The 12,061-nt window shown below is 62.3% G+C and carries 10 protein-coding genes; 6 read left to right on the top strand and 4 right to left on the bottom strand.

Features of this window, described 5'->3' with window-relative positions; genetic code table 11:
- Positions 1-69: 69 nt before the first annotated feature.
- The 4 genes from INT29_RS09650 to INT29_RS09635 all read left to right on the top strand — a co-directional run bounded on the left by INT29_RS09650 (position 70) and on the right by INT29_RS09635 (position 4,362).
- On the top strand, positions 70-417 hold the full coding sequence (locus tag INT29_RS09650; RefSeq protein WP_101572939.1) for a PadR family transcriptional regulator: 348 nt from the start codon (positions 70-72) through the stop codon (positions 415-417).
- Positions 414-1,382 (top strand): HAAS signaling domain-containing protein, encoded by a 969-nt coding sequence (locus INT29_RS09645; RefSeq protein ID WP_193071494.1) that lies wholly within the window; start codon positions 414-416, stop codon positions 1,380-1,382. Before INT29_RS09650 ends, INT29_RS09645 begins: the two co-directional genes overlap by 4 nt.
- 63 nt (positions 1,383-1,445) lie before the next feature.
- Positions 1,446-3,950: an ATP-binding cassette domain-containing protein gene (locus INT29_RS09640; protein ID WP_193071493.1), complete on the top strand. Its 2,505-nt coding sequence runs from the start codon at positions 1,446-1,448 to the stop codon at positions 3,948-3,950.
- A 70-nt stretch (positions 3,951-4,020) separates the two neighbouring features.
- Entirely contained in the window at positions 4,021-4,362 is a 342-nt protein-coding gene (locus INT29_RS09635) for a hypothetical protein (protein ID WP_101572944.1), read from the top strand.
- On the opposite strand, the gene INT29_RS09630 is transcribed toward INT29_RS09635, so the two are convergent.
- On the bottom strand, positions 4,340-5,563 hold the full coding sequence (locus tag INT29_RS09630) for a class I SAM-dependent methyltransferase (RefSeq protein WP_193071492.1): 1,224 nt from the start codon (positions 5,561-5,563) through the stop codon (positions 4,340-4,342). The two genes, INT29_RS09635 and INT29_RS09630, sit on opposite strands and share 23 nt — an antisense overlap.
- A 31-nt stretch (positions 5,564-5,594) precedes the next feature.
- On the bottom strand, positions 5,595-6,968 hold the full coding sequence (locus INT29_RS09625) for an MFS transporter (protein WP_101572948.1): 1,374 nt from the start codon (positions 6,966-6,968) through the stop codon (positions 5,595-5,597).
- Positions 6,969-7,261: 293 nt separating this feature from the next.
- On the opposite strand from INT29_RS09625, the gene INT29_RS09620 reads away from it, so the two are divergent.
- Positions 7,262-7,666 carry a universal stress protein gene (locus tag INT29_RS09620; protein ID WP_101572950.1) on the top strand — a complete coding sequence of 135 codons (405 nt, stop codon included), beginning with the start codon at positions 7,262-7,264 and terminating at the stop codon, positions 7,664-7,666.
- 832 nt (positions 7,667-8,498) lie between these two features.
- Positions 8,499-9,668, top strand: a complete 1,170-nt coding sequence (locus tag INT29_RS09615; protein ID WP_193071491.1) for an RtcB family protein — start codon at positions 8,499-8,501, stop codon at positions 9,666-9,668.
- A 69-nt stretch (positions 9,669-9,737) separates the two neighbouring features.
- On the opposite strand, the gene INT29_RS09610 is transcribed toward INT29_RS09615, so the two are convergent.
- On the bottom strand, positions 9,738-10,865 hold the full coding sequence (locus INT29_RS09610; protein ID WP_193071490.1) for a threonine aldolase family protein: 1,128 nt from the start codon (positions 10,863-10,865) through the stop codon (positions 9,738-9,740).
- Between the two features lie 295 nt (positions 10,866-11,160).
- Positions 11,161-12,057 (bottom strand): succinate--CoA ligase subunit alpha, encoded by an 897-nt coding sequence (gene sucD, locus INT29_RS09605; RefSeq protein WP_101572956.1) that lies wholly within the window; start codon positions 12,055-12,057, stop codon positions 11,161-11,163.
- Positions 12,058-12,061: the final 4 nt, after the last annotated feature.

Below are 12,061 nucleotides of genomic sequence, written 5' to 3'. Positions count from 1 at the left end.
GCCTGCGCGTCCGAAAACCCCATACCCTGCCTATTGCAATAGTGTGTGACACACACTATTGTGTGAAGCATGAACGAGGATGAAGAACAGGCACTGGCGACCCACGAACAAGAGCTGAGACGAGGCACCGTCGTCTTCGCCAGCCTCGTCGCCTGTCGTCAGCCGCAGTACGGGTACTCGCTGTTGACCACACTCACCGAGGCCGGCATCGCGACAGAGGCGAACACTCTCTACCCACTGTTGCGAAGACTTGAGAAGCAGGGGCTGCTCAGCGCCGAGTGGAACACCGAGCAGGCTCGTCCGCGCAAGTACTACAACGTCACCACCAGCGGCGCCGATGTCGCCGCAGCACTCCACTCCCAATGGCTGGAACTCAACACCAGCATCACGAAACTCTGGAAGGAAGGCACACCATGAGTGCGCTCACTGACATCTATGTCGACACAGTGATCGGCCATCTGCCCGAGAAGTCGCGCGACGACATCGCCGCAGAGATCAAGGCGACGATCAATGACATGGTTGAGGACCGACTGGGTGACGGCAGCCCGTCGACCGATTCGCAGACCGCTGCTGCCGAACGCGAGGTACTCGAAGAGCTCGGCGATCCGGTTCTGCTCTCGCGGGAGTACACGAACTCACCACAGCATCTCATCGGACCGAATTCGTATCCGCTCTTCATCTGGTCGCTACGGTGGGTGCTGCCGGCCGTAGCTGCGCTGTCTGTGCTCACCAATGTCATCGTGCATATCGGCTCGACGCCGCAGGTCCAACTCGGTGCGCTGCTGGGTCAGACGATCGGCAGCACCGTCACGGCCCTGCTGACCGCCTTCGCCGTCATCACCATCCTCATCGGGCTCGGTGATCGCAACAAAGACGGAGGAGCCGCAGAGAAGCTGCCCGGGTCCAAGTCAGAGCCGTGGAGCGTCGATGATCTGCACCGAAAGGACGCCAGAGGTTCGCAGATCCGCGCCGAGGTGGTCCTGAACCTGATCTTCCTCGTCCTTCTGGCGCTGATCCCGCTCATCCCGACGTCGCTGGTATACGTCGGGCATCTCAACAACGGCGAGACATTCATCAATCCCGACCTGGGGTCAGGATGGCTGCTCGGCTATTGGGGCTTCCTGGCCCTCATGGCCGTCATCGAAGTCATCAAGCTGGTCCGCTCTTCGACCAGTGCCGTGCTGATCATCACCGGCGTGGTCCTCGACGTGGCGATGGCCGTCTTCCTCACCATCGCTCTGCTGACGCAGCAGGTGCTGCACCCGGACCTCACATCCGCTTCGAGCGCCGAGGTGCAGCAGATCATCACTGTCATCGCAATCTGGGCGATCGTCATCTGGGATCAGATCAGCACGTGGCGCGCCCACCGAGCGAACCGCTGACCGCGTAGCCTGGTCCGGGTGCAGCTTCATCGTTGCACCCGGACGAGAGGAAGTGGCCATTTCATGACCGAAGAGATCGGCGTCGTCGGCGCTCGCGAGCACAACCTGTCCGGTTTCTCGGTCTCTCTGCCGCACAGGCAGCTCATCGGCATCTGTGGTGTGTCGGGCTCGGGCAAGTCGTCGTTGGCCTTCGACACCATCTACGCCGAAGCCCAGCGCCGCTACCTCGAATCGGTCTCCCCGTTCACCCGTCACCTCCTCGGCGCGGTCTCTGCGCCCCAGGTCGACCGAATTACGGGCCTCCCTGCCGCAATCGCGGTAAAGCAGCTCGTGTCGACGCCCCCGGAGAATTCGAGCGTGGGCACCCTGTCGCAGGTATCTGATCTGCTGCGGGTGCTCTTCTCCCGCTTCGGTGACTACCCTGCGAACCAGGGGCGTCTCCTCGCTTCGGCCTTCTCCCCCAACACCGTCGAGGGTGCCTGCCCGACGTGTGCGGCGAAGGGAAGCATCCATGATCTCGACCTCAGCACGGCCGTACCCGACGAGTCACTGACAATTCGCGAGGGCGCCATCGCCGCGTGGCCGGGAGGCTGGCTGGGTCGGAACTTCAAGCACCTTGTCGAGGCACTGGGAATCGACGTCGACATACCCTGGAAGCGCCTGCCCGCTGACACCCGCACCTGGCTGCTGACCACGGAGGACACACCATCGGTGACCGTCGAACCGGAGAAGATGCTCGACCACGTGGCCCGCGAATACACAGGAAAGTTCCGCAGCGCCCGCAGGTACCTGCTCGACACCATGGTCACGACCGGCAGCGAGACGGTGAGGGCACGCACGGAAGAGTACCTCAGCCACGAACTCTGCCCCGACTGCCACGGCAGCCGCATCAACCCGGCAGCCCTGTCGGTGACGATCGATGGTGCGAACATCGCCGAGGTGGCCACCCGCAGTCTCACGGAGCTGGCAGTCTCAATCCACGCGGCCATCACGACCGACCTCGACCGGGGCCACACTCAGGCGAAGCGATTCGCCAACGCCACCGATGACGCCGCCCAGGTCCTCCTCGACGAACTCGACAAACGAACGGCAGTGATCGAGCGCCTCGGCGTCGGCTATCTTCCACCTCACCGCTCGGCTGCTACCCTCTCCCCCGGCGAGCTGCAGCGACTGCGCTTGGCAGCCCATCTGCACAGCGGCCTGCACGGCATGGTCTACGTCTTTGACGAACTCTCCACCGGACTGCACCCCAAGGACACCGACCACCTCTTCACCCATATTGAGGCTCTGCGCGATGCCGGCAATACGGTCATCCTCGTCGAACACGATATGGAGCTGGTGCGCCGCTGCAATTGGGTCGTCGAGCTCGGTCCCGGCGGCGGCGACCGGGGAGGTCAGCTGATGTTCTCTGGCCCCGTCACCGAGGCGCTCGATGGGGAGAGCTCAACCGCTGTCCGCCTTCGCAATGAAGCACCCGGCGAACCCTGGCGCGCACCCCAGGAGTTCGGGGACTGGGCCCAGTGCACAGGACTGTCGACGAACAATCTTCGCGGTCTGGCACTGTCCTTTCCCATCGGTGGTCTCACGACTCTGACAGGAGTCTCCGGGGCGGGTAAGAGCTCGGCGCTGCGATCGGTCGCAACACTGGCCAGGAGCGCTGGAGCTTCCCTGTTCGACGGTGACGAGGAGCCGCCGACGATGCCCCGCAGTGGTGGTGGTCATGGTGAGCGAGGAGATATTACCGGGGCAGACGCCTCCGGGCTCGAAGTCTTCGACCGGGTGGTCAGCTTCGATCAGTCCACCATCGGCCGGTCCCCGCGATCGGTCATCGGCACCTACCTGGGCATCTTCGATAAGATCCGCAGCCTGTTCGCGAAGACCACTTTGGCGCGCAGCCGAGGTTTCACCGCCTCACAGTTCTCCTTCAACACGGCCCGCGGACGATGCCCCCGCTGCGAAGGGCTGGGCATCATCACCATCGATCTCGTCCACCTGCCGGCCTCCAGCGGCACCTGCCCCGAATGCGAGGGCCGCCGATTCATTGAGGAGACACTCGAGGTCACGGTCGAGGAGCTGACCATCGCGGATGTCCTCGATCTGTCGATCGATGCGGCGGCGACGGTGTTCGCCGAACGCCTCGGTCTCGTCGCCCATTTCGAGGTTCTGCAGAGGGTTGGTCTGGGCGGCCTGCTGCTCGGCCAGTCCTCGGCGACACTCTCCGGTGGTGAGGCGCAGCGTCTGCGCCTGGCCGCGGTGATGCGGGCCAGGAAACGACGTGAGCGCACACTGTTCATCCTCGACGAACCCGCCAACGGCCTCCACCCCAGTGATGCACGGACCCTCGGTCAGCTCTTCCGCCAGATCGTCGACCAGGGAGATACGATCCTCATCGCCGATCACAACATGGAACTCGCCGCCGGTTCCGACTGGCTCATCGATATGGGCCCAGGCCCTGGCCCCGACGGTGGTCAGATCGTCGCCGAGGGGCCTCCCCGTCAGGTGGCTGCGGCCCGCGTCGGGGCCACGGCCGAAGTGCTGTCGGCGCGGTTCGGTGCTGTCGGCGGCTAGCACCGGCTACGATCAGAGCGCGTTCCCAGACCTGTGCAGACAATCGCCGCAAAGGAAGAGGCAGCAATAGATGTCACCGTTTTCAAAGGCCGCCAAAGTTACCTTCTTCATTGTTCTCACGCTCACGGGGATTTTCGTGATCCTGAGCGTCGGAGTATCGGTCTGGTCGCAGATCGGGGAAGAAGGCTGGGTGGCCAAGGCGGCGCTGGCCGTCATGTGTTGGATAGTGACCTTGCCGTTCATCCTCACGACGGTAATTTGGGAAGCGATTCTGCTCCTGACCAGAAATAGCCGAGCCCGCAGCCAGCATCATTCGTCGGCGCAGGTGCAAGCGCAAGCCTCACAGCAGAATCAGGGACAGACGCAGGCCTCACCCCAGGAAACGTCCGTCAACGAGAGTGGCAGCGGATGACCGTGAACTTGCTGGTGCGCGCAACCTGCTCGCTGGGTCCGATGACACGTTCTAAGGTGTCGCGATAGTCCAGGTGCGAGTTGTAGACGGTGAAGACCTGACCACCCGGAGCCAATAATTCTCCCGCTGCGCGCATGAGCCCAGCAGCGGTGTCGGTTTCTATGGTCGTGCCCTGGTGGAAGGGCGGATTGAGCAGAATCAGATCGTGCCCGCCGGCTAGAGCCTGCGCATCTGTGGCATCGGCGAGGATAGTCTCCACCTCAAGTCCGTTCGCCTCCGCCGTCTCCCTCGCCGAGGCGACCGCCGCCTTCGACACGTCCACGCCGACGCCTGTCGCCGCCGGCATCAGCTTCAAGGCAGCCGAGAGCAGCCATCCGTTGCCGCACCCCAGATCAAGGACGGATTTCGAGGGACCGGCGATCGCCTCGACGGCCTGAGGTTCACCAGAGTTAGTCTCGGCGGCCAGCGCTGTGAGCAAGGCGGTCGAGCCTTCATCACTCTTGATCCCGGAGAAGCAGGCCCCGTGCGCTCTGACTTGGAGCACACCTGTGGCCGGATGGTCGATGGTGCTGCGCCTGGGGTAGGTCGGCAGGCTGGGCGAGGACAACGGTCGGCTGCCGATGATCATTCGATGTTTGCCCACACCCGGTGAAACATCGACGCGAGCATAGCCGCGGGCAAGTTCTTTGTTCACGGCTCGGCTCATCGAGTCACTGCGACCGATGACGATGATCGTGGACACGTGCGCCTGGATGGCCGCGATGGTTTCGGCCAAGGCGTGGGTGGCCTTGGGTGCGTTGACGACCGCCCAGACTTCATCCCGTTCGGGGGTGAAGGCAGCAAGATCGTCGATGGGGCTGGTCCGATCTGCCACCTCGGCGACGGTGTGCGCCTCATCGATCCGGTCGTTGTACGTGCGCACGGGTGCGATCTGACTCAGCAGACGCGACTGCAGCCCCTGGGCGTCATCGACGACGAGCATCTCGTGCGGAAGTCCGGCGACCACCTCGGCGGCTACGAACGTTCCGTCCGTGGCTCGCCCCGAGGCATCGAGCTCACCGCTGCGTCGACCCAGCACATACTCGGTGAGGATCCTGGCCTGAGGGAATCCCGGAACTTCAGCGAGTTCGGGAAACTGTTCCAGCAGATCCTGACTGCGTTGGCGGGCAGAAGAATCCGGAGACAGCAGGGATGAAGGCATTCGAACAGTCTAGTCGGACTCGACCCCGGCCTCAGTTACCGATGCGCTGGTAGGCCGAGGATCCGGCGTTGTCGATCGTCGAGTGTTTGCGGTTGTCGTGCATGTACAGGACCGCGACGAGCCCGACGATGGCAATGACGACGACGTAGACCCCGAACCAGAAGCCGATGCCCACGTTGGTGAACCACAGGGCGACGTATTCGGCGGATCCGCCGAAGATCGCGTTGCCGATTGCGTAGGTGAAGCCGACGCCGATTCCACGGATGTGGGCGGGGAACATCTCGGCTTTCACGATGCCTGAGATCGAGGTGTACATGGAGATGAATGCCATCGTGACGACGATGAGGATGCCGGCGACAAGGACGGACTTCGCGCTGCCGATGAGGCTGAGCATCGGGATCGGGAGGATGACCATGCCGATGACAAAGATGAGCATGTTGTTCTTGCGCCCGATCTTGTCGGAGATCTTTCCCGCAATGGGCTGCATGAAGATGAAGACCAGCAGGCAGAGAGTCATCATGTCAGCGATCGTGCCCTTGTTGAAGGTCTCCGCGCCGGGGGTGCCTTCATTGGTCAGCAGCAGGTACTTCTGCATGTAGGTGGTGAAGACGTAGAAGACGAGGGAGCCGACGCTGGTGATGCCGAGGACGACGAGGAAGGCACGTGGGTGGCGCAGGACTTCGAGGAAGCTGCCGGAGTGCTCGTTCTTACGAGTCTCCTCGTTGGTGGTCTCCTCGAGTCCGCGGCGCAGCCACAGTGAGACGACGGCGGCCACGGCACCGATGACGAAGGGCAGGCGCCACCAGCCGGCTTCGATCTGCTCCGTCCCCATGGTGTGGGTCATGATGACGGCAAGCAAGCTGGCCAGCAGCTGTCCGCCGATGAGGGTGACGTACTGGAAGGACGAATAGAATCCGCGTTTGCCCTCGGTGGCGACCTCGGACATGTAGGTCGCGGTGGCCCCGTATTCGCCGCCGACAGCCAGTCCTTGGATCATGCGCACGACAAGCAGAAGGAGCGGAGCCAGCACGGGCCCTGCCGTTGCCGCTGTGGGCAGGATCGCCAGGCAGAGGGAGCCGGCGCACATGAGCAGGATCGAGATGAGCATCGAGTTCTTCCGGCCCACCTTGTCAGCTGCGCGGCCGAAGATGTAGCCGCCGATGGGTCGCATGAGGAAGCCGATGAAGAAGACACCGGCCGACTGCATGAGTGAGACGACTTCACTGTCGGAGACGAAGAACTGGCTGGCGAAATAGACGCTGAAGAACGCGTAGATGTAGAAGTCGAACCATTCGACCAGATTTCCCGACGACGCGGCCAGGATCGACTTGATCGTCTTCCATTCCGACTTCTGCTCGCCCTTGGTGCCCGCAGTCGGGGCTTGTGCACTCTTGTTCTCTGCCACTGACGATTCTCTTTTCTCACAACAAGTTCAGTTACTGCTCTGGTACTGCCCGGGGCAACTTTACTATCTGCGCAGAGCGGTAACTAATCAGCTGCAAAGGGGCTGATCAGGAGGGACGAACCCCAGTTTTAGCTGGGCTGGAGGCAGTCGCGGACGGCCGAGGTGCGCGGCCGATTCGCACGGCAGGTCTGCGCCGTTCTCCTGTCCAGGTTGGGGCGGACTGAGGAGCGTCGCGGCACGTAGATGTGCTACTAATTGAGGGAGCTTCGTCCAATGTTGCACCAGGAGAGACCATGACAATTCTCGTTGGCTATTCCCCCTCACCCGAAGGCAAAGCTGCCGTCACGTTCGGCATCGATCAGGCGAAGGCCTTCGATGACACAGTGCTCGTGCTCAATGCCGGCATCGGAGAAACTCCCGACGAACGCGGTGTGGCGACGAATCAGGACATGGAGGAACTCCAAGAGGCGCTGCGTTCGTCCGGGGTCTCCCACGAGATTCTGCAGTTCCTGCGCGGCAATGACCCCGTTGAGGAACTCCTCGCCCTCGCCGAGGCGACCGAGGACACCCGCATGATCGTGATCGGGTCGCGTCGCCGCTCCCCCGTCGGCAAGCTCATCATGGGCTCGACGGCCCAGCGCATCATCCTCGACTCCGATGTCCCCGTCGTCTCCGTGAAGTCTGACAAGAAGAACTGACACTGGTGCCCGTACCGGCACTGGCACTGGCTCCGGGGGGCATCTAATCGACGGTGATGCCCCGACGAATAGAGAATCCGTCCACCTCATCAATGGTGTGCGGGTTTTCCGTCATGCATTCGTGTGACTGGCCCTAATCTGGTGAAGGCTGGGCCTGCTCTGGTGAAGGCTGGGCCTGCTCTGGTGACGGCTGGGCCCGAGCGGGTGACGGCTGGGCTTGCAATGGTGCCTGCCGGCCGTGGTCCAGTGAAGATGCAGCACGCCTTTTGAGCAAAGCGTTGACCCGCAGAAGCACCACGAGCCCTGTGCAGAGTATTGCAAATATAAGCACACCGAAACACACGTAGACCAAAGCGATCAGAATCCCAACAGCTCCCATTGGCATATATCCGATCCTTAAAATCAGAGAAATATTTCATTCGTACCGAATGACACCCTACCTTGTAATTTGAACTCTCATTCAGTAACGCAACATGTCATCTCCTGCCGCGGTCTTCGTCCTCTCCGCGAAGTCTGACAAGTAAACGCACCCCTCCTGCCGGAGTCAGCGAAGAGTCGTGTATAGTCGGTCTTCCGCGCTATTTCGGCGCGGTGAACACCCGAAGGAAACCATTGATGAACGTTTTCGCCCCGTCGCGCGAACTCAGCGGATCGAATCAATTCGAATCCGCTCATCAGTCGACCCTTCGGTGGCGCGACATCTGACTCAGCACAAGTCAGCATGCCCCGCACCGATCACCGGTTCGGGGCTTTTTTCATTTCGCAGCCATGGCTTTCCAGATCTAGGCGATGTGGGTCTCGAACCTCACAGCAAAGAAATCAGGAAAGGACCATGGAAAAACTCAGCAAACGCCTGATCTCCTGGGCATCGCTTCTCGATGAGAAGACCCTTGAGCAGGCGCACACAACTGCACGAATGCCGTTCATCTACCCACACCTGGCGCTCATGCCCGATGCCCACCTGGGCAAGGGCGCGACCGTCGGATCTGTCATCCCCACACTAGGGGCGATCATTCCGGCAGCGGTGGGAGTCGACATCGGCTGCGGCATGATCGCGGTTCGCACGCAATTCACCAAGCGGGATCTCGAAGCCCGCGACCTGACCGGCCTGCGGAGGGCCATCGAGCGGGCCGTGCCGACCTCGGCCGGTGCCGATAACCGAAAGATCGTCGCCACGGCTCAGCCTCGCATCGCCGAGCTTGAGGAACTCGCGTCGGAGGCAGGATTCGACCCCGCTGACTATGCTGGCCGCTGGCGTCACCAGTTGGGATCGCTGGGTTCAGGCAACCACTTCATCGAGGTCTCCGTCGACGAGGCCGACAGGGTGTGGATGTTCCTGCACTCAGGATCGAGAGGAGTCGGCAACAAGATCGCCACTGCCCACATCAAGGTCGCGGCGCGACTGAACAACCAGTGGTGGATCGATCTTCCCGACCCGGACCTCGCGTACCTCGTCGAGGATACGCCGGAGTTCTCCGCCTACATCAGTCAGCTGCGGTGGGCGCAGCACTTCGCTCTGCTCAACCGTGAGGAGATGATGGATCGCGTGGCCAGGCAGCTGTCGGAGACGATGGATGAAACCGTCCTGGAGGCAGAACGGATCAACTGTCACCACAACTTCACACAGTCGGAGAAGCACTTCAACAAGACGGTGTGGGTGTCGCGAAAGGGTGCGATCGAGGCCGATGCCGGACGCCCGGGACTCATTCCCGGTTCGATGGGCACCGCGTCCTACGTCGTTGAGGGCAAGGGCGACCCGGTGTCGCTGAACTCCTCACCGCACGGCGCGGGACGGCAGTACTCGCGCAACGCTGCTCGCAAGACCTTCAGCCACGAGCAGCTGCGTGATGCGATGGTCGGGATCGAATATCGGGACACGGACGCGTTCATCGACGAGATCCCACAGGCCTATAAGCCGATCGACCAGGTGATGGCCGATGCAGCGCCACTCGTCGAGATCAGGCACACGCTGCGCCAGCTCGTCAACGTCAAGGGTGATTGACCACGGCGTGCCGACGGCCGACCGACCTACGATCTGGGCAGGTCGGCCGGTCGGCTCCGCGGTGATTGTCTAGGCCTCGACGATGGCCGCGATGAGGGCATCGACATCTTCGGCGGTGGTGTCGAAGGCGCACATCAGGCGCACGACATTCTTGGCCATAGGCCAGTTGGCGAAAGCGAAACTCTGCCGTGCCCGTGCCGCGACCTCATCGAGCATATGCACGAAGACGACGTTGGATTCGGTCTTGGCCACGATCGAAATATCGGGTGCACGTCCGGTGGCGGTCGCCTCGGCGAGACCATCTGCCAAACGTGTGGCCATGGTGTTGGCGTGATTCGCCGAGGTGCGCCACAGGTCGCCGCCGTAGAGGGCATTGAGCTGAGCTGAGAGGAACCGCATCTTCGAAGACAGCTGCAGGTTCATCTTCCGCAGGAACTTCATCCCCTGCCCGATTTCGGGGTTGAGGACGACGATCGCTTCGGCGCCGAGAAGTCCGTTCTTCGTCCCGCCGAGGCTGATGATGTCGACGCCGACGTCAGTGGTCAGGGCGCCGAGGCTGGTGTCGAGGTAGGCGGCGGCGTTGCCCAGTCGGGAGCCGTCCACGTGGAGGATCATGTCGAGACCGTGCGCGGTGTCGGCGATCGCTCGGATCTCCTCAGCCGTGTACGTGGTGCCCCATTCGGTCGACTGGGAGATGCTCACAGCCAGTGGCTGAGCATTGTGTTCGTTGCCGCGGCCAAGCACCGCGTTGTTGATGATCTCGGGCGTCAGTTTTCCATCCGGAGTTGCGGCGCCGATGATTTTGAGGCCGCCGACCTTCTCCGGGGCACCTGTTTCGTCGTAGTTGATGTGAGCTGAGGCGGCAGTGATGACGGCCGCCCAGCGGGGCAGAGCCGATTGCAGCGCGAGGACGTTGGCGCCGGTGCCGTTGAAGACCGGGAACGCCTGGGCGGACGGGCCGAAGTGGCCCTTCATGACCTCACCGAGGCGCGCCGTCCATGGATCACCACCGTAGCCGGGAGTATGTCCGACATTGGCTTCGATGATGGCAGTGATGACTTCCGGGTGGGCACCAGCCCAATTGTCGGAGCCGAAGTTGCGCGGATGGGCTGACGGGGAGGCGTCAACAGCCGGCGGGCTGAACGTCGTGGTGTGGCCGGCGGGTGGGTTCTGGGACAGCGGTGTCTGGTCATTCACATGTTCAGATTAGCGTCCCGCAACCATCGAGCACAGTCCGTTCCACAACCACTCGTTGCACAGGGGTGGTTTGATGCCGACGGGAGTCCTCGTCGAACGGAGTGGTGGGCAAACGAAGCCGAGTGCGAATTGCTGCTCCCGGTGGGCAACGCGTGATGCTTTCGCGCGCCCTGCGGACACGCAACAGCGCGGCCACGGTGCAGTTGCCCAGCGTGTGTGCTGAGCGGACGCACTGTGACCGCGCTGTTGTGATTTCAGGTCCTGTCGCCAGGACCCTTCATCGGATGAAGACGACTCAGGCGAGAAGTTCGCGCATGAGGTCAGCGGTTTCGGTCGGAGTCTTGCCGACCTTCACACCTGCAGCCTCAAGAGCTTCCTTCTTCGCCGCAGCGGTTCCTGAGGAGCCGGAGACGATGGCGCCGGCGTGGCCCATGGTCTTGCCCTCGGGAGCGGTGAAGCCAGCGACGTAGCCGACGACCGGCTTCGTCACATGATCCTTGATGTATGCGGCGGCACGCTCTTCAGCGTCGCCACCGATTTCGCCGATCATGACGATGGCTTCGGTCTCGGGATCATTCTCGAAGGCTTCGAGCGCATCGATGTGCGTGGTGCCGATGACTGGGTCACCACCGATTCCGATGGCGGTGGAGAAGCCGAGGTCACGCAGTTCGTACATCATCTGGTAGGTCAGCGTGCCGGACTTGGAGACCAGTCCGAGCTTGCCCTTCTTCGTGATGTTGGCTGGGATGATGCCGGCCAGTGCAGCGTCGGGAGAGATGATGCCCGGGCAGTTGGGTCCGATGATGCGGGTCGCATTGTCTGCGGCCTGCGCGCGAGCCCAAACCTCGGCTGCGTCCTGGACCGGGATGCCCTCGGTGATGATGACGAGCAGACCGATCTTGGCGTCGATGGCTTCAATGGCCGCATCCTTGGAGAAGGCCGGCGGCACGAAGGCCACGGACACGTCAGCACCGGTGGCTTCCATCGCCTCGGAGACGGAGCCGAAGACGGGCAGCTCAACTTCGTTGCCGTCCTTGTCATTGTGCTTGACAGCGGTGCCGGCCTTGCGGGCGTTGACACCGCCGACGACGTTGGATCCTGCTGCGAGCATGCGCGCAGTGTGCTTGGTTCCTTCGCCGCCAGTGATGCCCTGGACGATGATCTTCGAATCGGAATTCAGGAAGATAGACATTTAT

The organism is Brevibacterium sp. FME37, assembly GCF_014897485.1.
Lineage (GTDB): Bacteria > Actinomycetota > Actinomycetes > Actinomycetales > Brevibacteriaceae > Brevibacterium.
Note: the sequence above shows the minus strand (reverse complement) of the source record. Positions and strands in the feature narration are given on the sequence as shown.

Excerpts from the sequence above, each read along its gene's own strand:
- INT29_RS09640 (WP_193071493.1), top strand. The coding sequence starts at position 1,446 with ATGACCGAAGAGATCGGCGTCGTCGGCGCTCGCGAGCACAACCTGTCC.
- INT29_RS09620 (WP_101572950.1), top strand. The coding sequence starts at position 7,262 with ATGACAATTCTCGTTGGCTATTCCCCCTCACCCGAAGGCAAAGCTGCC.
- INT29_RS09615 (WP_193071491.1), top strand. The coding sequence starts at position 8,499 with ATGGAAAAACTCAGCAAACGCCTGATCTCCTGGGCATCGCTTCTCGAT.
- INT29_RS09650 (WP_101572939.1), top strand. The coding sequence starts at position 70 with ATGAACGAGGATGAAGAACAGGCACTGGCGACCCACGAACAAGAGCTG.
- INT29_RS09645 (WP_193071494.1), top strand. The coding sequence starts at position 414 with ATGAGTGCGCTCACTGACATCTATGTCGACACAGTGATCGGCCATCTG.
- INT29_RS09630 (WP_193071492.1), bottom strand. The coding sequence starts at position 5,563 with ATGCCTTCATCCCTGCTGTCTCCGGATTCTTCTGCCCGCCAACGCAGT.
- INT29_RS09635 (WP_101572944.1), top strand. The coding sequence starts at position 4,021 with ATGTCACCGTTTTCAAAGGCCGCCAAAGTTACCTTCTTCATTGTTCTC.
- sucD (WP_101572956.1), bottom strand. The coding sequence starts at position 12,057 with ATGTCTATCTTCCTGAATTCCGATTCGAAGATCATCGTCCAGGGCATC.